At 68.5% G+C, this 22853-nt stretch carries 15 protein-coding genes; 14 read left to right on the top strand and 1 reads right to left on the bottom strand.

The genetic code is table 11. The annotated features are described in order from the left end of the window. Positions 1-77: 77 nt before the first annotated feature. Positions 78-2792 carry a LamG-like jellyroll fold domain-containing protein gene (locus KEC57_RS04645; protein ID WP_229383347.1) on the bottom strand — a complete coding sequence of 905 codons (2715 nt, stop codon included), beginning with the start codon at positions 2790-2792 and terminating at the stop codon, positions 78-80. Between the two features lie 338 nt (positions 2793-3130). On the opposite strand from KEC57_RS04645, the gene KEC57_RS04640 reads away from it, so the two are divergent. The 14 genes from KEC57_RS04640 (at position 3131) to KEC57_RS04575 (ending at position 22836) form a co-directional block, all read left to right on the top strand. After that, positions 3131-7279, top strand: a complete 4149-nt coding sequence (locus tag KEC57_RS04640) for a beta-L-arabinofuranosidase domain-containing protein (RefSeq protein ID WP_229383346.1) — start codon at positions 3131-3133, stop codon at positions 7277-7279. 150 nt (positions 7280-7429) lie between these two features. After that, on the top strand, positions 7430-7591 hold the full coding sequence (locus KEC57_RS04635; RefSeq protein ID WP_229383345.1) for a hypothetical protein: 162 nt from the start codon (positions 7430-7432) through the stop codon (positions 7589-7591). A 90-nt stretch (positions 7592-7681) separates the two neighbouring features. Further along, positions 7682-8329, top strand: coding sequence for a hypothetical protein (locus KEC57_RS04630; protein ID WP_229383344.1), 648 nt, complete (start codon positions 7682-7684; stop codon positions 8327-8329). Positions 8330-8408: 79 nt separating this feature from the next. After that, positions 8409-9491, top strand: a complete 1083-nt coding sequence (locus KEC57_RS04625) for a DUF916 domain-containing protein (protein WP_229383343.1) — start codon at positions 8409-8411, stop codon at positions 9489-9491. Beyond that, positions 9488-9901, top strand: a complete 414-nt coding sequence (locus KEC57_RS04620; RefSeq protein ID WP_229383342.1) for an LPXTG cell wall anchor domain-containing protein — start codon at positions 9488-9490, stop codon at positions 9899-9901. The genes KEC57_RS04625 and KEC57_RS04620 overlap by 4 nt, the downstream gene beginning before the upstream one ends. 6 nt (positions 9902-9907) lie before the next feature. Next, entirely contained in the window at positions 9908-10927 is a 1020-nt protein-coding gene (locus KEC57_RS04615; protein WP_229383341.1) for a LacI family DNA-binding transcriptional regulator, read from the top strand. Positions 10928-11133: 206 nt separating this feature from the next. Continuing rightward, positions 11134-12141: a substrate-binding domain-containing protein gene (locus KEC57_RS04610; RefSeq protein ID WP_229383340.1), complete on the top strand. Its 1008-nt coding sequence runs from the start codon at positions 11134-11136 to the stop codon at positions 12139-12141. A gap of 118 nt (positions 12142-12259) precedes the next feature. Then, positions 12260-13831 (top strand): sugar ABC transporter ATP-binding protein, encoded by a 1572-nt coding sequence (locus KEC57_RS04605; RefSeq protein ID WP_229383339.1) that lies wholly within the window; start codon positions 12260-12262, stop codon positions 13829-13831. Next, positions 13828-14868 carry an ABC transporter permease gene (locus tag KEC57_RS04600; RefSeq protein ID WP_229383338.1) on the top strand — a complete coding sequence of 347 codons (1041 nt, stop codon included), beginning with the start codon at positions 13828-13830 and terminating at the stop codon, positions 14866-14868. Before KEC57_RS04605 ends, KEC57_RS04600 begins: the two co-directional genes overlap by 4 nt. Next, the gene (locus tag KEC57_RS04595; RefSeq protein WP_229383337.1) at positions 14865-15911 is read left to right on the top strand and encodes an ABC transporter permease; all 1047 of its coding nucleotides are present in this window, start codon (positions 14865-14867) and stop codon (positions 15909-15911) included. Before KEC57_RS04600 ends, KEC57_RS04595 begins: the two co-directional genes overlap by 4 nt. Positions 15912-15949: 38 nt before the next feature. Then, positions 15950-16660 carry an L-ribulose-5-phosphate 4-epimerase gene (locus KEC57_RS04590; RefSeq protein WP_229383697.1) on the top strand — a complete coding sequence of 237 codons (711 nt, stop codon included), beginning with the start codon at positions 15950-15952 and terminating at the stop codon, positions 16658-16660. Next, the gene (locus KEC57_RS04585; protein WP_229383336.1) at positions 16657-18264 is read left to right on the top strand and encodes a xylulokinase; all 1608 of its coding nucleotides are present in this window, start codon (positions 16657-16659) and stop codon (positions 18262-18264) included. The genes KEC57_RS04590 and KEC57_RS04585 overlap by 4 nt, the downstream gene beginning before the upstream one ends. 40 nt (positions 18265-18304) lie before the next feature. Then, positions 18305-19816, top strand: coding sequence for an L-arabinose isomerase (gene araA, locus KEC57_RS04580; protein ID WP_229383335.1), 1512 nt, complete (start codon positions 18305-18307; stop codon positions 19814-19816). Between the two features lie 35 nt (positions 19817-19851). After that, positions 19852-22836 carry an immunoglobulin-like domain-containing protein gene (locus KEC57_RS04575; RefSeq protein ID WP_229383334.1) on the top strand — a complete coding sequence of 995 codons (2985 nt, stop codon included), beginning with the start codon at positions 19852-19854 and terminating at the stop codon, positions 22834-22836. Positions 22837-22853: the final 17 nt, after the last annotated feature.

Genomic DNA, 22853 nt, shown 5'->3' with positions numbered 1-22853 from the left:
TGAGCGTCACTCGACGACCACGACGAAGCGCCCCGCCGGCTCGAAAGCCGGCGGGGCGCTCCGTCTGGACGCTCGACCTAGCCGCAGCTCACCGCCTCGTACGCGGCGGATGCCTCGGCGCTGTCGCCGCCGGCGCTGACGGTCGCGGTGATCGTCCCCGCCGCGATCGACACCGCACGCGTCGTGAACGTCGCGCTCGCGGTCTTGCCCGGCTGGACGCCGGCGGTCGTCTTCGAGCCGTACGACGTGCTCAGCACGAGGCCGACCGGAGCATCCCCGTCATTGGTCGTGCGGGTCGTGAGGACCACCTTCCCGGCGACGCAGCGGGTGTCGGCGGTGATCGTGACCGGCAGGAGCGGTGCGGCGACGACCACGTCGGCGGTCACGGTGACGGCGGTGGAGCTGTAGAGCTGCTTGCCCGTCGCGTTCCAGGCCGTCGAGCCGCCCGCGCCCACCCATTGGTTGAGGCTGGCGCCGATGGTGCGGACGGTGCCGGTGACCTCGTACGTGCCGGCCTCGCCGGTGTCGACGTCCGTCAGATCCCATTCGACGGGCTGCGACGCGGTGCCGCGCCCGTACGCCATCACGACGCCCGCCGATTCCGGCAGCGCCCCGCGGACGTCGGCCTCGCTCGCATCGGCCGCCACCTCGACGGAGCCGAGATCGCTCTCGACGGCGGTCGCGGCATCCGCCTGGCGAATCGTGTCGTAGCCGCCCTTGGTGAGCGACACGACACCGCCGTGCTTGGTGCTGGGCGCCATCGAGAAGCCGTTGCTCACGAGCTGCGACCAGCCCGCATCGAGGTCGGTCGTCTGCATCGGCCGGTAGCCGGTGGAGGGGATGACGTCGACGTAGAGGTACCACTTCTGTTCGCCATGGCGCTGGAACACCGCGGGGCCCTCGACGCCGCCGGCGTTGCCACCGGCCCACACCGCGCCGATCTGGGACTGCAGCTGCGTCCAGGTCGCGGCGGGCTCCCACCACTGGGCCGACGTGGTGGACTCCATGTAGATGCCCTTGCCGGTGGAGTTGTCCTTCGTGATGCGGTAGGTCGTCCCCTCGTTCTGGATGATCGAGGTGTCGATCGTGTTGCCGCCCGCGTCGATGAAGGTGCCGCCGTACTCGTAGCTGTCCTGCGTGAAGTCGGGCGTCGCGCCCCACAGGATGCGCGAGTAGCTCGAGCCGGTGTGCGCGGAGTTCGCGTAGACGTTCGACGACCAGTAGACGACGAACGCACCGCTGCCATCGGGGTAGTAGTCATCGACCCATGTCGCCTCGGGCGCCCATGCCATGCCGAGCTCTGCGACTTCGGCGCCGCCGGAGAGCGCGACGTCGAACTGGCGCAGATCGCTCCACGAGACGAGGTCCTTGGACTCCCACACGTTGAGCTTCGTGCTGCCCTGCGAGCTCCAGTAGCACCAGCTCGTGCAGCCGCTCACGCCGTTGTTCCCGCCGAAGACGCGCAGGTCGGTCGCGATGATGTAGTACGTCTCGGTCTCGGGGTTGTAGGTCAGGTACGGGTCGCGGATGCCGGTCGTGCCGAGGTCGGATGCCAGGATCGGCTTGCCGCCGTTGAGCGGATCCCACTGCTCGGGGTTGTCGCCGCGGGAGACGTCGAGGTAGATCTTCTCGGCGTACCCGGCGGAGTCCTCGATGAAATGGACCATCGCGTAGCCGAACGCGTCATCGGCACCGACGGCGGGGAGCACCGTGACCGGCACCTCACGCGTCGCGGTCGCACCGCGGACGCTCGCCGTCGCGGTGAGCGTCGTCTCGAGCGGGGCATCGCCGGCCGCGGGCTGCAGGGCCGTGACGGTCAGACCGTCATCGCCGATCGCGATGTCGGGATCGGACGACTCCCACGACACGCGTCCGCCGTAGTTCGGCAGCGTAGCGATCGGCTCGTCGATGGTGACGTCGGCGACCCCGTCGAGCAGGGCCTCGGCCGCCTGCTCGTGCGATGAGGCGTGGAGGGCGGCATCCGCCACCGACACGTCGTCGACCTCGGTAGCCGTGAGCGCGCGGTCGTACACGCGGAACGCCGAGACCTCGCCCTTGTACATCGGGTCGGGGTAAGGGGCGCGCCCGATCGCGCTGAGCGTCTGGTTGGTGATGGATGCCGGGGTCAGCGTCGTCGCGGTGGAGGCGACCTCGATCCCATCGACGTAGAACGTGATGCGCCCGGCGGCGCCGTCGATGACCGAGGTGAGGCTGTACCAGCGGTCGGCGTCCAGAGCGGTGCCCGAGCGGGCGTTGACCTCGCCACCGCCACCGGCGGTCGTGATCGAGGTGCGCGGGTTGTCGCGCACGGACGCGAAGTAGTACTGGGTGGTCGAGTCGCTGCCGATGTTCCAGAGGAAGTTCCAGTTGTTCTTCATCGTGGCGTCGATCTTGGTCTCGATCGTGACGGTGGCCGAAGCCTTGCCGCTCAGCACGTTGTCTGGCAGGCGCACCCAGTTGGCGGTCGCGCTCGTCTTGGCGCCGCCGGTGAACACGAGCGAGGAACCCGTCCAGAGGCTGTCGGTGCCGTTCACGACGGTGGCCGCCGCGCCGCCGCTCACGCGGTTCGGGATGCTGGCGCCCGTCGTCTGGTCGAAGCGGTAGTCGACGACGAGACCGGCGGTCGGTGCCACCCCGGACTCCGCGGCGGGGGCGGCGACGGTGGGGGAGAAGGCGGTGACGATGAGGGCTGCGCCCACTGCAGCGGCGAGCAGGCTGCGGGTGCGCGAGCGGGAATCGCTGCGCGGTTTACCGCTCTCGGCGTGGGGGACGGGTCGAGGGGTGAGGATCACTCCAGCTCCTTTGCTGTGCGCGGCCGGGCATGGGCATGCGGGACGCATGAGGCGCGCGAGTGAATGTTAGCGCTCACTTCCATCGTCGAGCAAGGGTCGATCAGATGTGCGGCGAATCCTTGACAATCGCTGCTCGTTCGCGCTAACAATTGATCGGATCATCTGATAGCGCTAACAGCTGCGCGTCGGTGCCGACAGGACGAAGGGGCCCTGAGACCTTGGCGAAGAAGCGTTGGATCGGCCTTGTCACGCGGTGCCCGCGCACGCCTGCGGCGGAGCCGCCGCCCCGCCACCCACACAGTCACCGCACCGTCACCGCACCCAAGGATCGGCATCCCATGAAGAAGCTCGTCAGAGCGCTGGCGCTCTCGACCGCGACCATCCTCGCCGCCGGCGGCATCGCCGTCGTCGCACCGACCGCGGCCCTGGCCGCACCTCTGTCCATCGAGTCGGCCAAAGTGCTCGATCTGCGCTTCGACGGCAGCCTCGCCGACGCCGGACCGAACGCGGCCGCCGTCACGATGCAGAAGGGCGCCGCCGCCTACGGCACAGGCGTGCGCGACCAGGCGTTCGCGCTCAACGGGTCCAACGCGATCCGTCTGGGCACCGCGGACTACCTGCAGCCCGCCGACCTCACGGTCTCGTTCTGGTACAAGCCCAGCACGACCATGGCCGGCGAGCAGGTGTTCGCGTGGAGCAAGTCGGCGTACAACTCGCCCGGATGGTATCTGACCTCGGAGAGCGACACCTCACCGCTCGTGCTGTCGGTGGGTCCGGCATCCGGTCAGCCGTACAAGGTCGCGGTCGACACGGCCCGGGCGGGATTCTTCCCCGCGGGGCAGTGGACTCATGTCGTGGTGAGCTACGACAAGGCGACGAAGGGCGTGGCCTTCTACCGCAACGGCGTGCGCCAGATCTCGACCGTGAAGTACGAGGCCACCGGCACGGCGACCGGCGTCATCGTCGGCGAGAGCACGACGGTCAAGACTCTCGGCTACAACGGCCCGCAGTACAACGGGGCGCACGCCACCGGCCTCCTCGACGACTACACGCTCTACAACGGCGTGGCGACGGTGCAGGATGTCGTCGCGCTCACGCAGCAGGGCGATCCGTCGTTCGATCCGGCCGGCGTCGCCCAGAGCGCGCTGGACGCCCTCTCGGTTCCGTCCAGTGTCGCAGCCGACTTCGGGCTGCCGACGGATGCCGTGAACGGCGCCGTCCTGACCTGGGCGTCCTCCGACACCGACGTGATCTCGATCGAGGGGGGCGCGGCATCCGTCACCCGCCCCGCATCGGCACCCGCGACGGTGACCCTCACCGCGACGGCGACCTACGGAGGGAGCGCGCCGGTGACCCGGACGTTCGACGTCGCCGTACCGCAGGACGGCGCGGCCACCTCGATCTACCTCGAAGAGACCGAACTCGACGAGGTGCTGCTCGAGGACCCCTACCTCGTCAACGGCAACCAGAAGATGATCGAGTACCTGCTGAGCCTGGACCCCGAGCGCTTCCTGTACTCCTTCTATACGCAGGCCGGTCTTCCGACGACCGTGCAGCCGTACGGCGGATGGGAGCGGCCGACCGGCACGCGCTTCCAGGGCCACTTCTTCGGCCACTACATCTCCGCGCTCTCGCAGGCGTACGCGACCACGACCGACCCGACCACGAAGGCGCAGCTGCTCGCCAAGCTGACGACGGCCGTCGACGGGCTCGATCGTGCGCAGAAGGCGTACGCCGCGATCGACCCCGCGAACGCGGGCTACGTCGCCCCGTTCTCGACCAGCGTGCTTCCCAGCGGCGGATCGGGTCTGCTGGTGCCGTTCTACAACCTGCACAAGGTGCTCGCGGGACTCCTCGAGGCCTATCAGCAGGCTCCCGACGAGGTCTCGGCCACGGCGCTGTCGGTCGCGAGCGGCTTCGGCACCTGGGTGCGCGACTGGGCGGGACGCCAGGCCAACCCCGCGAGCATCCTCAACACCGAGTACGGCGGCATGAACGAGGCGCTGTACGAGCTGTTCAGCATCACCGAGGACCCGGCGCACAAGCGCGCCGCGGAGTACTTCGACGAGGTGACGCTGTTCCAGCAGCTCGCCGCCGGGCAGGACGTGCTGAACGGCAAGCACGCGAACACGACGATCCCGAAGCTCATCGGGGCGCTCAAGCGCTACACGGTGTTCACCGACAACCCGCACCTCTACGAGACTCTGACCGCAGCGGAGAAGAGCAGCCTCGGGATGTACCGGACGGCGGCCGAGAACTTCTGGCAGATGGTGGTCGACGACCACACCTACGCCAACGGCGGCAACAGCTACTCGGAGCACTTCCACGCGCCCGACACGCTGTACGAGTACGCGACGAGCGGCACCACCTCGGGGTACGGCGAGAACTCCACGTCCGAGGGCTGCAACGAGTACAACATGCTCAAGCTCTCGCGGTCGCTGTTCCAGGTGGACCCCGACGTGAAGTATGCCGACTTCTACGAGTCCACGTACATCAACACGATCCTCGCCTCGCAGAACCCCGAGACCGGCATGATGACGTACTTCCAGCCGCAGGCGGCCGGATACGCGAAGATCTTCGGGCGCCCGTTCGACGAGTTCTGGTGCGACCACGGCACCGCGACCGAGAGCTTCACGAAGCTCGGCGACTCGATCTACTTCCGCAAGGGTGCATCGGTCTATGTCAACATGTTCCGCTCGTCGGAGCTGACCTCGGCCGAGCACAACCTCAGGCTCAGCCAGACCGCGGACGTGCCGGCCGACGACACCGTGACATTCGCGGTGGACTCGCTCGACGGCGGCGCGCTCGCCGAGGGGACGACGCTGCGGCTGCGCGTCCCGGACTGGGTGGCGGGCACGCCGACCCTCACCGTCAACGGTGAGGGGCAGGATGTCGCGGCCCTTCTCGCGGACGGGTATCTCACCGTCGAGGTGTCGTCCGGCGACGAGATCACCTACGTGCTCCCGGCCGAGGTCACCGTCGACGACGGCACCGAGAACCCCAACTGGGTCGCCTTCAAGTACGGCCCGGTGCTGCTGGCGACCGAGCTGAACCGCACCAACGTCGATGCCTCGTACGTCGCCGGCGTGCTCGTGCGCATGAGTCAGGCCGACAAGTCGGTGAACAACAACATCGTGACCGCCGACGCCGATGCGTTCAAGGCGGACATCGCCGAGAACCTCGTGCGGCTCGCCGACGGCGTGAACGCCAATGGCATCGAGACGATGCGCTTCGCGCTGCAGAACGTGGATGCGGCATCCGCGGCTCTCACGTTCGAGCCGTATTACAGCCTGTACGACGCGCGCTATGCCACCTATATGAACCTGGCCGAGCCCGACTCCGCCGAGGCGCAGGCGCTCATCCGCAAGGGCAAGGAGCAGCGGCGCATCGACGAGACGACGATCGACTCGCTGACGTCGTTCGACAACAACAACAGCGAGGCGGACAAGAGCTACGAGTTCAACAAGTCGGGCGTGGGGGTGCACCTGGGGGAGGGGTACCGCGACGGGCAGACCGCGGCGGACGCGTACTTCCAGTACGACATGATCGTCGACCCGACGCTGCCGAAGAACTACCTCGGGGTGCGCTACTTCGGAGGAGACAACGGCCGCACGTTCGACGTCTACCTCAACGACGTGCTCCTCACGCACGAGCGCATCACGAATGCCGGGGGTGCGACGAGCTGGTACGTGGACTATGAGGAGATCCCGGCGGCGGTGCTGGCCGGCATCGAGGCGAAGGACAGCTACAAGCGCAACCAGGCGGGAGAGTACGTCCTCGACGAGGACGGGCAGAAGATCCCCGTGGTCACGGTGCGCTTCCAGTCGAACGGCTCGAGCTATGTCGGCGGGGTGTACGGGGTCTACACGACCTCGAAGACCACATACGCGACGGATGCCGATCTCACGGCACTCTCGTTCGAGGACGGCGCTCTCGCGCCGGCGCTCGCGGGCGGCGTCTACGCCTACACCGCGGCCGTCCCCGAAGACGCGACCACGGCGACCTTCGACGTCGATCCCGCGGTGGCGAGCGGACTGGTGTTCGCGGACGACATCCTCATCGACGACACGCTGCCGCGGACGGTCGCGCTGGCCGAGGGGGACGGGCCGACGGTCCTCACCCTGAAGGCCACCGCGCAGGATCACACCACGACGGCGACCTATCGGATCGAGATCGTCCGTCAGGCCCCTGCGCCGGCGCTCGAGGTGACGGCGGTGGCTGCCGGAAGGTGCATCGCCGGCAAGGCGGCGCTGACGATCCAGGCGACCAACCGGTCGGAGGTGCCGGTGGCGCTCACGATCACGACGCCGCTCGGATCGAAGCAGGTGGCGGCGCTCGCTCCGGGCACGTCGACCGCGAGCGTGTTCACGTCGCGCTCGGCGCTTGTCGCGGGCGGACAGGCGTCGATCGTCGCCTCTGCCACGGTCGGCGGCGCACCGGTGACGGTGACCGTCCCGATCGTGTACCCGGCGATCAGCTGCGGCTGACCCGTCGGACGGGACGGATGCCGCGGCCCGCGGCATCCGTCCCGCATCGGGAGAATGCGCGAGAAAAAGTGTTGTTCTCGCTAACAGTTCCCGGTAACATTCGAGAAGAGCCAGTCGATCCACCGTCGGATACGAAAGCAAAGGTGCCACATGCTCACCACCATCCCTCGCCCCGAGGCGCAGCCTGCGTCCCTCGTCGGCACCGGCGCGCTCCGCGCCATGGGGACGGCGCACCGAGACTGCGACACCGGATGCGGCACCTCGCGTGCCGGCCATGACCTCAATGAGATGAGGGCGCTCGGCCTCGGCTGACGCCCTCGGCGAGACCCGACGGCCGGATGGTCCGGTCGCTCGCAGGTTCGGATCGGCAGCGATTGTCGACCGGGAAATTGGAGAAAACGAATGAACAAGCGAGGACTGATCGCACGCACCGCGGCCGGCGCACTGGGCGGAATGCTGCTCATCGGCGTTGCGGGCGCGGCCATCGCCGACGAACTCGGCAGCGACGAGGTCGACGTCAACGTGAACATCGAGGCGCTCGAGCCGGTGGGTGCGCTCACCATGAGCGTCGCGCAGGGTTCGACGTCGCTGACCGAGGTCGCATCGACCGACCCGACGCTTCGTCAGTTCGATGGAACGCTGCCGACGGTCACGATCACCGACGACCGTGAAGAGACGCCCGCCGACCAGTACTGGTACGTCACCGGTCAGTCGTCGTCCTTCACCGCGGCCGGCGTGCCCGACATCGGTGCCGGCAACATCGGCTGGGTCCCGGCACTCCTGTCGGGCGACGACGAGCAGGTGCTCCCGGGTGACGAGATCGTCACGGTCCTGGACGACCCGACCTTCGGCACCCCGGGAACGCCCAGCGCGAACAACGTGGGTCTGGTGGGCGAGGAGCTCCTCGCCTTCGCTCCCAACCTGACCGGCGAGCTCGCACCGGGAGAGTGGACCGCGAACGCGCAGCTGTTCCTCAAGACGCCCGTCACCGTCGCTCCGGGCAACTACTCGGCGACCATCACCCTCACCCTGTGGGAAGACGCCATCTGACGCAGCCCCGCAGAACTCGTGTTGAATCGGGTCGGGACCGCACCACGCGGTCCCGACCCTGACGTCTGGACCTCTGATCGTGCCCCATCCCCTCTCGCGTCGCGAAGCGCCCGTCCGCGCACTGCTGGCCGCGGCCCTCGCCCTGATCCTCGTCGGCCTGACCACCGGCGCCGCGTCCGCCGCGGATGACACCGACGAACAGCCCACGATCCGATGGTCGGTCACACCGGCCGATGAGACCGGGCCCGACGGGCGCAACGCGGTGGAGCACGACATCGACCCCGGCGACACGGTCGCCGACCACTTCGCCGTGCGCAACGTGAGCGAAGACACCGTCACCTTCCGACTCGCCGCGGCCGACGGGTTCTACACCCGCACGGGCCGCTTCGACATGCTTCCCGCCGACCAGGAGTCCGTCGACTCCGGAACGTGGATCCAGATCCCCGAAGAGGTCACTGTCGCGGCGGGTGAGACGGTCGTCGTCCCCTTCGAGATCGTGGTCCCCGACACCGCCGAGCCGGGCGATCACGCGGCGGGCATCACGGCATCCGTGCTCCAGGTGCAGTCCAGCGACGAAGGCGCGAACGTCGGGGTGGAGAGCCGTGTCGGCTTCCGCGTGCTCACCCGCGTCACCGGTGAGATCACCCCGGCCGCCGAAATCGGGCAGGCCGCCGCCACGTACGCGCTCTCGTGGAACCCGCTGCGTCCGGGCGAGGTGACGGTGACCTTCGAGGTCGTCAACACCGGCAATACCCGCCTCGTCGCCGAGGGCGTGGTCGAAGCCGGTGGCAAGACGGTGGCGTTCCCCGCCGAGGGCGAGATCACCCAGGAACTCCTTCCCGGAGACTCCCGCCCGCTGGCGGTTGTGGTCGACGACGTCTGGCCGCTGTTCGTCGTGCCCGTGAGCGTCACTCTCGATGCCGTCGTCGTGACCATGGACGGCACCACCTCGTCGCTCGATCCGGTGAGCGCCGACACGCTCGCCTGGGCGATCCCGTGGCCGCAGTTCATCGTGCTGGCCGGGCTCGCCCTGGTCATCGCCGCCTTCGTGTGGGGTCGGCGCCGGTCCAAGGCGCGGATCGCCGGGCTGCTCGAAGAGGCGCGCGCTCAGGCCCGCGAAGAGGAGCGTCGCTCCGCCGAGGAATCGGTGAACGCGCGGTGAGGGGCACGCGACTTCTCTCCGCGATGACGGCGTTCGTCGTGGCATCGGCGCTGGTTCCCACCGCGGCCGTCGCGGACGAGATCGACCACGGCTCGTCCGGGGTGCTCGTCACGGTCGAGATCACACCGCTCGAATGCGTGAGCCCGTGCGGAGGGGAGCTGCCGGCCACCGGCGGGGATGCGCCGTCGCTGCTGATGTGGATGGCGCTCACGCTGCTGGCGGCGGGTCTCGTGCTCTTACTCGTGCGCCGCATCCGGGCATCGCCCGGCCGCATGCGCGCCCTCGCCGCGCCGTCCCCTTACTATGTGGTCAGCGGTCGCCGTGCCGAAGTCGCGCGCGAAGGACTCGGATCCTCGAAGCCGGCACCCCGTGAGGGGGATGCCGACGGCCGCGGCGAACGGACGAGGTGATCGGCAATGTCTGAACAGGCGACGCGAGGCTGGCAGCGGCCGAGCATCTACGACGTGGCGAAGCAGGCCGGCGTGTCGCACATGACCGTGTCGCGTGTCCTGAACGGTCATCCCAACATCCGCGAGTCGACCCGGGAGCGCGTGCTCCAGGCGATCGACGAGATGAACTACACGCGCAGCTCGATCGCCCGGGCTCTCGCCACCCGTCGTGCGATGCGCATCGGCGTGCTCGTGGACAGCCCGGTGCAGTGGGGCCCGAACAGCACGCTGCGCGCGATCGAAGAGGCGGCCCGCGACGCCGGCTACGCGATCAGCGCCTTCTCGATCTCGGATGACGAGCAGTCGCAGATCGACGTCGGCGTCGTCGAACTCGTCACCCAGGGGGTGGACGCGCTCTGCGTCATCGCTCCGAGGGCATCCTCTCTCGACATGCTGCGTCAGCAGAGCACGGGCCTTCCGACCCTGGTCATCAAGGCCGAGTCCGATGCCGAGATGCACACCGCCGCGGTGGATCAGCGCGCCGGAGCGATGGCGGCCGTCATGCACCTGATCGAGCTCGGGCACCGCTCCATCGCGCATCTGTCCGGCCCGCTCGACTGGTTCGACGCCCGCGCACGCGAGCAGGGCTGGCGAGATGCGCTCGTGGACGCCGGTCTCCCGATCGGCACTCCGGTCGTCGGCGACTGGACGTCGGACTACGGCTACTCGTACGGAACGACGTACGACTTCACCGGTGTCACGGCAGTATTCGCCGCGAATGACCAGATGGCGCTGGGCGTCGTTCACGGATTGTCGGAGCGCGGCCTGCGCGTACCCGACGACATCAGCGTCGTCGGCTTCGACGACCTTCCCGATGCGCGCCATTTCCTTCCTCCGCTGACGACCGTGAGGCAGGACTTCTCGGCGCTCGGGGCGCTTGCGCTGCAGATCATCATCGCCGCCATCGAGGGCGAGGAAGCCGCCGAGCACGACATCATCGAGCCGCTTCTCATCGTGCGCGGCTCGACCGCACGCCCGCGCTCCTGACGCCCGGCGGACGCCGGAATCCGGGTCGGCCCGGGGCGCAGGATTGTTCGCGGTAACGGACGAGTAACGAATCTTTGAAATGAGCTTGCGCGCGGCGATGTTAGCGCGCACAATGGGTGACGCACACACCCGAGAGTGTCCCGCAAGGGGGCACAAGTACTTCTCCCCGACCGGAGAGCGTCGGGGAGTCTCAAGGAGGAGAAGAGATGGCAAACAAGAAGCGGATGCTGGGTCTGATCGGCTTCGTCGGCGCAGGGGCCCTGGCCCTCGGCCTCACCGGCTGCGCCGGCGGCAGCGACGACACCGGCTCGGACACCGGCAGCGACAGCGACCTGACCACGGTCGGCTTCGTCGCGGTCGGCCCCGAGGGCGGATGGCGCAACGCCAACGAGCAGGCGGTCAAGGACGCCTTCACCGAAGAGGCCGGCTACGAGCTCAAGTACGCTCCGGCCGCGAGCCCGAGCGACCAGAAGTCGCAGCTGGACGCCTTCGCGACCTTCGTCAACGACGAGGTCGACGTGATCCTGCTCACCGCGACCGAGGCATCGGGCTGGGAGGACTCGCTGGAGCTCGCGCAGGAGGCCGAGATCCCGGTCATCCTGCTCGACCGTGGTGTCGACGCGAGCGAGGACCTCTACGTCACCCGCATCGCACCCGACAACTTCCAGGTCGCGGCTTCGGTGGGCGCATGGGCCGTCGAGACCTTCGCCGAGGGCGCGAATTACTTCGTGCTCGAGGGTGTTCCGGGTCTGTCGGTCGTCAACGAGCGCAACGAGGGCTTCGACTCCGAGGTCGCCGACGTCGCGAGCCTGAACAAGGTCGGCGCGCAGACCGCCAACTGGAAGACCGACGAGGGCAAGTCCGTCATCGAGACGGTGCTGAAGGCCAACAACAACGACATCCAGTTCATCTTCGCTCAGAACGATGAGATGGGTATCGGCGCGGCCCAGGCCGTGACCGCTGCGGGCCTGGTTCCCGGCACCGACGTGAAGATCGCCACGATCGACGGCACCACCGGTGCACTCGAGGCGCTGGCGGCCGGCGACCTGAGCTTCGTCGCTCAGTACAACCCGTTCTTCGGCGACATCGCCGTCGACGTGGTCGAGAAGACGCTCGCGGGCGAGACGGTCGAATCGACCATCATCGTCGACAGCGCCACGTTCGACTCGGCCGAGGCCGGCGAGACGGCACTGGCCGAGGGCCAGGGCTTCTGAGCCCGACCAGCCGGAGTCAGCTCGAAATCTGACAGGACGGGGATCGCCGAGATCGGCGATCCCCGTCCACTCCCAGGCAACAACAGACACCCGCCCCATACGAGGAAGTCCGTCAGTGATGACCGAATCACCCCCGATCGTCGAAGTCCGTGGCGCATCGATCACGTTCCCCGGCGTCAAAGCACTCGACGAAGTCAATTTCCGACTCCTGCCGGGTGAGGTCCACACCCTGATGGGTGAGAACGGCGCCGGCAAGTCGACGCTCATCAAGGCGCTCACCGGCGTCTACCAGATCGACTCCGGCGACATCCTCGTCTTCGGCGAGAAGCGGCACCTCACCGGCACCGCTTCCGCGCAGGCCGCCGGCATCTCGACGGTGTATCAAGAAGTCAACCTCTGCACGAACCTCACGATCGGCGAGAACGTGATGCTCGGCCACGAGGTGCACGGCCTGGTCGGCATCAACTGGCGCAAGACCCACGCCCGTGCCAAGGAAGCGCTCGCCGCCATGGGGCTGGGCCACCTCGACACCCGCGCTCCGCTGTCGTCGATCTCCCTCGCCCTCCAGCAGCTCGTCGCCATCAGCCGTGCGATGGTCACCGACTCGAAGGTGCTCATCCTCGATGAGCCGACCTCGAGCCTGGACGCCGCCGAGGTCGAGGTGCTGTTCACCGTCATGCGACGTCTGCGCGACCAGGGCGTCGCCATCCTCTTCGTCTCGCATTTCCTCGACCAGGTCTACGCGATCAGCGACCGGATCACGGTGCTGCGCAACGGACGATTCGTGGGCGAGTACCTCAAACGGGAACTCGATCGCACCCAGCTCATCTCGAAGATGATCGGCAAGGACCTCGATGCGCTCCGCGCGCTCGGTTCGAACCGGCAGGTCGATGTGCGCGACCGCACCCAGACCCCCGTCTACGCCGCGGAAGGCATCGGCCGCAAGGGTGCGCTCGCTCCTACCGACATCGAGATCCACAAGGGCGAGGTCGTCGGATTCGCCGGCCTGCTCGGGGCCGGGCGTACCGAGCTCGCGCGCCTCATCTTCGGCGCGGACCGTGCCGATTCGGGCGTCGTGCACGTCAAGGGCAAGAAGGCGAACATCGCCTCGCCTGTCGCGGGCCTCGGGCATCACGTCGCCTACTCGACGGAGAACCGCCGAGACGACGGCATCATCGGCGACCTCAGCGTGCGTGAGAACATCATGCTCGCCGTCCAGGCCAAGCGCGGCTGGCTCCGCCGCGTGCCCGCGCGCGAGGTCGACCGGCTCGTCAAGACCTACATGGAGCGCTTCAGCGTGCGCCCCAACGATCCCGACCGTCCCATCCGGCTCCTGTCGGGCGGCAACCAGCAGAAGGTCCTGCTGGGGCGCTGGCTCGCGACCGAGCCGGATCTGCTGCTGCTGGACGAGCCGACCCGCGGCATCGACGTGGGCGCCAAGGCCGATATCCAGGAGGCCGTCGCCGAACTCGCCGAGGGGGGCATGAGCGTCGTGTTCATCTCGTCCGAGCTCGAAGAGGTCGTTCGACTGTCGGAGCGGATCGTGATCCTCAAGGACCACGAGAAGGTCGGCGAAGTCGTGAACGGCCCCGACGTCACGGCTGAGCGCATCGTGTCGATCATCGCGGCCGAGACGGAAGAGAAGGCAGAAGCGCAGGCCGAGGCGCTCGCCGAAGGAGAAATCTCATGACGTCTTTCCTGAAGACGCTCGTACGCACGCCCTGGTTCTGGGGTCTGGTGGGCATCGCACTGCTGCTCATGCTCAACGTGATCAAGGACCCCACGTACCTCGCGATCGGCGTCAACCCGACCACGGGTCTGCTCACCGGCAACGTGCTCGACATCCTGCGGGTGTCGGCGCCGATCATCATGATCGCGCTCGGCATGACCTTCGTCATCGCCACCAAGGGCATCGACCTCTCGGTCGGATCCGTCATGGCGGTGGGTGGCGCAGCCGCGATGGAGACGCTCCGCGCGATCAACGACCCGAACTCGTACGGCGCCATGTTCACCGCGATCGGCGTCGCCCTTCTCCTCGGCGCTGTGCTGGGCCTCGTCAACGGTCTGCTCGTGGCCGTCGTGGGACTCCAGCCGTTCATCAGCACGCTCGTGATGATGCTCGCCGCGCGCGGCATCGCCCGTGTCATCACGGGCGGTCAGAACACCAACGCCACCAACCAGCCGTTCCAGCAGATCTCCAACGGGCAGATCTTCGGCCTGCCGACCAGCTTCGTGATCGCGATCGCCATCGTGGTGATCATCTCGTTGATCATGCGGCGCACGGCGCTCGGCCTGATGATCGAATCGATCGGCATCAACCCCGAGGCGAGTCGGCTCGCCGGCATCCGTCCCCGCCCGATCCTGATCACCGTCTACGTGCTCTCCGCGGTGCTCGCCGCGATGGGCGGTCTGTTCACGGTGTCCGAGGTGATGACCGTCGACGTGTCGGGTACCGGCTACCAGATGGAGCTCGATGCGATCCTCGCGGTCGTGATCGGCGGAACATCGCTGGCCGGCGGGAAGTTCTCGATCCTCGGCTCCACCGTCGGCGCGCTCCTGATCGCGACGCTCAACAAGACGGTGCTGTTCCTCGGGGTGTCCGCCGCGGCGACCCCCGCCTTCAAGGCGATCGTCATCGTCCTGCTGTGTCTGCTGCAGTCCGAGCGCGTGAGGAACTACATCCTCCAGGCCGGACGCCGCCGTTCCCGAAAGGAGGCCGTCGCGTGAGCGCGTCCGTCTCATCCCCGCCCCTCGGTGCTGACAGCCCCGAGCGCGCCGGGCTCCTCTCCCGCCTCTGGGAGCGGAACCAGTCGATCATCCCGTCGCTGGCCGCCGTCGCGCTGCTCATCGTCATGCTGGTCTACGCCGAGATCGCCTACGGCAGGGTCTTCCACGCCGGAACGATGTCGAGCCTGCTCGTCAGCTTCGCGCCCACGATCATCCTCGCCGTCGGCATGACCATCGTCATCCTGTCGGGCGGAATCGACCTGTCGGTCGGCGCCGTCGTCGCCTTCACCTCGGTCGCCGGCGTCATGCTGATGAACGTCGGCGTCAACGGGTGGCTCTCGATCCTGCTGATGATCGTGTTCGGCGCGCTGTTCGGACTCGTGTCGGGCGTGATGATCCAGTACTTCAACGTGCAGCCGTTCATCGCGACCCTCGCGATGATGTTCCTCGCGCGCGGTCTGGCATCGATCCTCTCGACGGTGCCCGTCCAGGCGCCCGAGGACTCTCCCATCCACCTGTTCGCCACGGACTTCAAGCTCTTCGACGGCCCGAAGGTGAACGACCTCGTGCTCACGCCCGGGTTCTTCATCGCCGTCATCGTCGTGATCGCGGCGTTCATCTTCCTGCACCGCACGCGGATGGGACGCACCGTGTACGGCATCGGAGGCGCCGAGTCCTCGGCGCAGCTCATGGGTCTTCCAGTCGCTCGCACCCGCGTGTGGATCTACGTGATCAGCGGTGCGCTCGCGGGCCTGGCCGCCGTGGTCTACACGGCAGAGGTCGGCGGGAAGGCGCAGAACGTCACCGCCATCGGGTGGGAGCTCGACGCGATCGCCGCGGTCGTCATCGGCGGAACGCTCCTCACCGGCGGGGCCGGCTACGTCCTCGGCTCGGTCGTCGGATCGCTCGTGCTCGCCACGCTCTGGATGATCATCACCAAGGACGGCACCATCCGTCCCGAGTACCTCACGATCATCACCGGCGGCATCCTGCTCGTGTTCGTCCTGCTGCAGCGCGTCCTCACCGCGCGGCGACGCACATGACCGGCATGCCCGCCCACACCGAACCCGAGGAGGCGACGATGGCCCCGCACTTCACCCCCGAGATCCAGGCGTCGATCGACGCCGTCCGACAGGATGTCGCGGCGCTGCACGCCGAGCTGGTCCGTTACGGCCTGGTGGTGTGGACCGGGGGCAACGTCTCGGGCCGCGTGCCCGGCGCGGATCTGTTCGTGATCAAGCCGTCCGGGGTGTCGTACGACGACCTCGCGGCCGGGAACATGATCCTCTGCGACCTCGACGGCACGGTGATCCCGGGCACTCCCGGAAGCGACCGCAGCCCGTCGAGCGACACCGCGGCGCACGCCTACGTGTACCGCAACATGCCCGACGTCGGGGGAGTGGTGCACACCCACTCCACGTACGCGGTGGCATGGGCGGCGCGGGGCGAAGAGATCCCGTGCGTGATCACGGCGATGGCCGACGAGTTCGGCGGCCCGATCCCGATCGGACCGTTCGCGATCATCGGTGACGACTCGATCGGCCGCGGCATCGTCGAGACGCTGTCGGGCCATCGCTCCCGCGCGGTGCTGATGCAGAACCACGGTCCGTTCACGATCGGCACGTCGGCCAAGGACGCGGTCAAGGCCGCGGTCATGGTCGAGGATGTCGCCCGCACGGTGCACTTCGCGCGTGAGGCGGGACCGCTCATCCCGATCCCGCAGGAGGCCATCGACCGTCTCTACGACCGGTACCAGAACGTGTACGGGCAGAGCGGGGACGAGCGCCGATGAGCGGCATCGATCCGGCCGCCCTCGCCCAGGCCATCCTCGAGGGCCGCACGTCGCTCGGCATCGAGCTGGGCTCCACCCGCATCAAGGCGTGCCTCGTGCTCGCCGACGACCCGGCCACCGTGCTCGCCGTGGGCAGCCACGAGTGGGAGAACCGGTTCCAGGACCGCGTCTGGACCTATGCGCTGGATGACGTGTGGGCCGGCGTGCAGGCGGCCTACGCGGATCTCGTGGCCGACGCGCAGCGTCGCCACGGGGTGCCGCTGCCGACGGTGGGCGCGATCGGCGTCTCGGCGATGATGCACGGCTACCTCGGCTTCGATGAGGCGGGCGCGTTGCTGGTGCCCTTCCGCACCTGGCGCAACACGACCACGGGACGCGCTTCCGAGGTGCTCTCGGCCCTGTTCGGCGTGAACATCCCGCTGCGCTGGTCGATCGCGCACCTCTACCAGTCCGTGCTCGACGAGGAGCCGCATGTCGCCGACGTGCGCTTCCTGACGACCCTCGCCGGCTACGTGCACTGGCGTCTCACCGGTCGCAAGGTGCTCGGCGTCGGGGATGCCTCGGGCATGTTCCCCATCGATTCCGCGACCCACGACTACAACGCGCCGATGCTGGCGAAGTTCGATCAGCTCGTCGCCGAGCGCGCGTTCGGGCTCAAGGTCTCCGGCCTCCTGCCCGAGGTGCTCGTCGCGGGGCAGCCCGCGGGATCGCTGACGGCCGAAGGTGCGGCGCTGCTCGATCCGTCGGGGGCACTGCCCGCCGGCATCCCGTTCTGCCCGCCCGAAGGCGACGCCGGCACCGGCATGGTGGCGACCTGCTCGGTCGCACCGCGCACCGGCAACGTGAGCGCGGGCACCAGCATCTTCGCGATGGTCGTGCTCGAGCGGCCGCTGGCGAGCGTCCACCATGAACTGGACCTCGTGACCACGCCCGCGGGCGACCCCGTCGCGATGGTGCACTGCAACAACGGGGCGAGCGAGCTCGCGGCGTGGGTGGGGATGTTCTCGCGGTTCGCCACGGTGACCGGCGGCGACCTGACCTCGGACGACGTGTTCGAGGCGCTGTTCCGCGAGGCTCTCGACGGCGATCCGGATGCCGGTGGCCTGCTCGCGTACAACCACCTCGCCGGCGAGCCGATCGCGGGACTGGCCGAGGGGCGGCCGCTGTTCGTCCGCACGCCCGACAGCCGCTTCACGCTCGCCAACGTCATGCGCGCGCAGCTGTACGGCGTCTTCGGCACCCTCGCCCTGGGCATGCGCGTGCTCGCCCGCGAAGGGGTGGCGCTGGACCGGATGTTCGCCCATGGCGGCATGTTCCGCACGGCCGGAGTCGCCCAGCGCTTCCTCGCCGGCGCCCTCGACGCGCCCGTCGCGGTCGGAGGGACGGCATCCGAGGGCGGCGCGTGGGGCATCGCCGTGCTGGCGTCGTACCTGACCTCCGCCGCGGACGCCGACCTCGACACCTACCTGCGGGAGCGCGTCTTCCAGAGCGCCGACTTCCGCACCGTCGCGCCCGATCCCGAGGACGTCCCCGGCTTCGCCGCCTACCTCTCCCGCTACCACGCCGGCCTCGCGGTCGAGAGAGCCGCCATACAGGCGCTCTGACCCCGACACCCGATCTCGAAAGACCAGAAGGAACCAATTCATGACTCGCACGCCCCTCTCCACCTCCCTCGACTCGTACGAGGTGTGGTTCGTCACCGGCAGCCAGAACCTGTACGGCGAAGAGACGCTCCGTCAGGTCGCGGAGCAGTCGCAGGCGGTCGTCGCGGGTCTCGCGGGTCTGCCGGTGAAGGTGGTGTGGAAGCCGGTCCTGAAGGACTCCGACTCGATCCGCCGCCTCGCCCTCGAGGTGAACACGCGTGACGACGTCATCGGCGTGATCGCGTGGATGCACACCTTCAGCCCGGCCAAGATGTGGATCGCGGGCCTGGACGCCCTGCAGAAGCCGCTGCTGCACCTGCACACGCAGGCCAACGTCGAGCTGCCGTGGGCCGACATCGACTTCGACTTCATGAACCTCAACCAGGCCGCGCACGGCGACCGCGAGTTCGGATACATCCAGACGCGTCTCGGCGTCGCACGCAAGACCGTCGTCGGGCACGTCTCCAACCCGGTCGTGGTGCAGCAGGTCGAGGACTGGCAGCGCGCCGCCGCCGGCTGGGCGGCCTCGCGCACCCTGAAGCTCGCCCGCTTCGGCGACAACATGCGCTTCGTCGCGGTCACCGAGGGTGACAAGACAGAGGCCGAGATCCGCTTCGGCGTGCAGGTCAACACGTGGGGCGTGAACGAGCTCGTCGCGGCCGTCGACGCGCAGAGCGAGGCGGATGTCGACGCTCTGGTCGCCGAGTACCTCGAGTCCTACGACGTCGCGGCCGAGCTGCTCCCGGGCGCCGAACGGCACCAGTCGCTCCGCGACGGCGCCGCGATCGAACTGGGCCTGCGCTCGTTCCTCGAGGAGGGCGGTTTCGGCGCCTTCACGACCTCGTTCGAAGACCTCGGCACCCTGAAGCAGCTGCCGGGCCTCGCCGTGCAGCGCCTGATGGCCGACGGCTACGGCTTCGGCGCGGAGGGTGACTGGAAGACCGCGATCCTGGTGCGCGTCGCCAACGTGATGGGTTCCGGCCTTCCCGGCGGGGCGAGTCTCATGGAGGACTACACCTACGACCTCGTTCCCGGTGCCGAGCGCATCCTCGGTGCGCACATGCTCGAGGTCTCGCCGTCGCTGAGCTCGACCAAGCCGCGTCTGGAGGTCCACGCTCTGGGTATCGGCGGCAAGGACGACCCGGTGCGTCTCGTCTTCACCGCAGATCCCGGCCCCGCGCTGGTGGTGGCGATGAGCGATATGCGCGATCGGTTCCGTCTCGTCGCGAACGTCGTGCAGAACGTCGACGCCCCCGATCTGCCCAACCTCCCGGTGGGCCGTGCCGTCTGGGAGCCCGCGCCCGACTTCGCCACCTCGACCGCGTGCTGGCTCGCCGCCGGCGCCGCCCACCACACCGTGATGACCACGGCGGTCGGCATCGACGTGTTCCGCGACTTCGCCGAGATCGCGAAGACCGAGCTCGTCGTCATCGACGAGGACACCACCGTGCGCGGCTTCCAGCGGGAGCTCCGCTGGAACCAGGCGTACTACCGACTCGCTCAGGGCATCTGAGCGGGCACCCACCCGAACCGAGAGGGTTCTCGCCGATGAGACCACAATCGAACCCGTCCACGCGCGTTCCGCGCCGGCGCTCTGCGCGTCGTGCGATCGCGTCGTCCATCGCCGCCGCCCTCGCGGTGTCGGCGATGGGCGTCACCGCCCCGCTCGCCGCGAATGCGGCGGACCTTCCCGCGCCGACCGCGCACTACGACATGTCGCACTCCGGATCGACGCTGCTCGATGTGTCGGGCAACGGCCGCAACGCGGCGCTGACCGGTCTGACGGATGCCTCCTTCGCGGAGGCCGGCGATGACGACATCCTGCGCTTCCAGGCCGACGGCTATGCGGCGCTCCCGCAGGGACTCATCACGGGGGCCGACAACAGCTTCACCGTCGAATACACCGTCTCGACCCAGACGTCCGCGAACCACTTCGGCTGGGTCATCGGCGACGGCGTCGGCCCGTGGAACACGACCACGCTCGGCAACCACATCTTCCTCAGCCCTCGCTCCTCGCAGAGCGGGTACACGAACCAGGTGCTGGCCGCGATCCGCGTGAAGTCCTCGACCGACAACGGCGAGTCCCGCATGCCCGCGGGCGGCGGACTGAACCCCGGGTTCACGACGCTGACGATGGTCGGCTCCGGCAGCACGCTGACGCTGTACCGCGACGGCGTCCAGATCTCGACGCTGACCCACACGCGTGCGCTCAGCTCCATCATCCCGACCGGCAGCGTGCTCGGCTACCTCGGCCGCTCGCTGTACCAGGGCGACCCGCTCCTGCGCGCCGACGTCGCGGACGTGAAGTTCTGGGACGTCTCGCTCACTGCCGCCGAGGTGTCGGCGAGCATGCCGACCGCCGAGGCGAAGTCCGCCGCGACCCAGGCGCTGCTGCGCGGCGACATCCTGGGCACGATGCTCGGCGCCAACCCGTCGCTCGACGCCGTGTCGAGCAATCTGACCCTGCCGGCGACCGTCAACGGCGTCGCGCTGACGTGGGCGACCTCCGATGCCGCCGTGGTCTCGACGACCGGCGTGGTCTCGCGCTCGATCACGGCGAACACCCCGGTGACGCTGACCGCGACGACCGCCTCGCTCGGCACCTTCACGTTCGACGTCACCGTGCTCGCGCCCAGCGTCTCGTCCGACCTCGACGCGATCACGCTGGCCGCGCGCACCACCGAGAACCTGCCGCTGGCGACCACGGGTGCAGTGAATGGCGCGGCGATCACGTGGACCTCGTCAGACCCGGCGCTGGTCACCGAGACCGATCAGGCCTACACGGCGCCTGCCGTCGGCTCGGCCGACCCGTTCCAGGGCGGCGGACTCGTCGACCGTCCGGCATACGGTGAGGGCGACCGCGAGGTCACCCTGACCGCGCACGCCACGCTCAACGGCGTGACCGAAGAGCGCACGTTCGAGGTGGCGGTGGCCGAGAAGGGTCGCTGGGCGCCCGACGCAGGCTATGCCGCGGCGTACTTCAAGTCCGACGGCGACGAGAAGATCTACCAGGCGGCGACGTCGGGCAACGACTTCTTCACGTTCTCGCCGGTCAACGGCGGCAACGCGGTCATCACGTCGACGGCCGACACGAAGGGTCTGCGCGACCCGTACATCCTGCGTTCCAAGGACGGCGACAAGTACTACATGGTCGCCACGGATCTCTGCATCAGCTGCGGTACGGGCTGGGGTCCGGCGCAGTCCGCGGGCAGCCTGAAGATCGAGGTGTGGGAGTCGACCGACCTGGTCGAGTGGACGCGCACCAACGGCGAGAACACCGGCATCACGATCAACCAGCCCGAAGCGGGAATGACGTGGGCGCCCGAGGCGTACTGGGACGACGACCTGCAGTCGTACGTCGTGTTCTTCGCGTCGCGGCTGTACTCGGATGCCACGCACACGAACAGCGACAAGCTCTACGCCCGCATGTTCGCCGTGCTCACGCGGGACTTCCAGACGTTCACGTACCCGCCCGCCTCCTGGCAGGACACCGGATACGCGCGCATCGACTCGACCGTCACCAAGATCGGCGACTACTACTACCGCTTCACCAAGAACGAGGAGAGCGGCGCGGCAGGCACTCTCGAGGCGGGCAAGGACATCTTCATGGAGCGTTCGAAGGTGCTCACCGCGCCCACGACGCAGTCCAGCTGGACGGCTGATCCCGAGAGCACCTGGCAGCTCACCGATACGCGGATGACGAGCCTCGAGACCGGACAGTCCGGCGAGGGGCCCGAGATCATCAAGCTCAACGAGGGCGACCCGAACAACAACGCCGCCGGCGACGGGTATGTGTTCCTCGTCGACAACTACAGTGCGGGCGGCTACCGCGCCTTCGTGACATCGGGGGAGGCGATCGCGTCGAGCCAGCAGTCGAACCGGCTGTCGCAGCGCCCGGATTGGAACGTGCGTCCCGTCGGCGGACTTCCGGCGAGCCCGCGTCACGGCGCGTTCGTGAGCGTGACCCAGTCGGTGCTCGACGCGATGCACGGCTGGACGGATGTCGAGGCCGTCGCCTCGACGACGACGCTCACCGCGGATGGCCGTACGGCGACCGCCGAGGTCGTCGCAGCCGACGAGGGCGACGTCGTGGGCACCGTGACCTTCTCGGGTGGCGACTGGAGCGAGACCGTCGATCTCGAGGATGCGTCGGCCTCGGTCGACGTGCCCGCGGGTATCGCATCGGTCACCGCGCACTACGACGGCTACGTCGACGCTCTCGTGAGCCCTTCGGCCTCGGAGGCGGTCTCGTTCGGTCTCGAGCTGACCGCGACGGCCACGACCCGCTGCGTCGCAGGCAAGGTCGTCGAGGTGGTCACCGTCACCAACGGCGATGATGTCGCCGCCACGGTCACGATCGCGGGCGCGTACGGCAGCAAGACCGTGTCGATCGCCGCGGGCAAGTCCGCCTCGGCGAGCTTCACCACGCGCGCAGTCACGATCGCGGCCGATGCGGTGTCGATCACCGGACAGTCGGCGGACGGACGAAGCCATTCGTCCACCGTGACGGTCACCGCGACCATCTGCCCGTAGCTCCAGCGAATCGAAGG

Origin of the sequence: Microbacterium allomyrinae (assembly GCF_020682705.1) — a bacterium.
Taxonomy (GTDB): Bacteria; Actinomycetota; Actinomycetes; order Actinomycetales; family Microbacteriaceae; genus Microbacterium; species Microbacterium allomyrinae.
This window is presented reverse-complemented; position numbering and strand designations above follow the sequence as displayed.

Coding starts and splice junctions, on each gene's coding strand:
- KEC57_RS04640 (WP_229383346.1), top strand. CDS start 3,131: ATGAAGAAGCTCGTCAGAGCGCTGGCGCTCTCGACCGCGACCATCCTC.
- KEC57_RS04635 (WP_229383345.1), top strand. CDS start 7,430: ATGCTCACCACCATCCCTCGCCCCGAGGCGCAGCCTGCGTCCCTCGTC.
- KEC57_RS04630 (WP_229383344.1), top strand. CDS start 7,682: ATGAACAAGCGAGGACTGATCGCACGCACCGCGGCCGGCGCACTGGGC.
- KEC57_RS04615 (WP_229383341.1), top strand. CDS start 9,908: ATGTCTGAACAGGCGACGCGAGGCTGGCAGCGGCCGAGCATCTACGAC.
- KEC57_RS04610 (WP_229383340.1), top strand. CDS start 11,134: ATGGCAAACAAGAAGCGGATGCTGGGTCTGATCGGCTTCGTCGGCGCA.
- KEC57_RS04605 (WP_229383339.1), top strand. CDS start 12,260: ATGACCGAATCACCCCCGATCGTCGAAGTCCGTGGCGCATCGATCACG.
- KEC57_RS04600 (WP_229383338.1), top strand. CDS start 13,828: ATGACGTCTTTCCTGAAGACGCTCGTACGCACGCCCTGGTTCTGGGGT.
- KEC57_RS04590 (WP_229383697.1), top strand. CDS start 15,950: ATGGCCCCGCACTTCACCCCCGAGATCCAGGCGTCGATCGACGCCGTC.
- KEC57_RS04585 (WP_229383336.1), top strand. CDS start 16,657: ATGAGCGGCATCGATCCGGCCGCCCTCGCCCAGGCCATCCTCGAGGGC.
- araA (WP_229383335.1), top strand. CDS start 18,305: ATGACTCGCACGCCCCTCTCCACCTCCCTCGACTCGTACGAGGTGTGG.
- KEC57_RS04575 (WP_229383334.1), top strand. CDS start 19,852: ATGAGACCACAATCGAACCCGTCCACGCGCGTTCCGCGCCGGCGCTCT.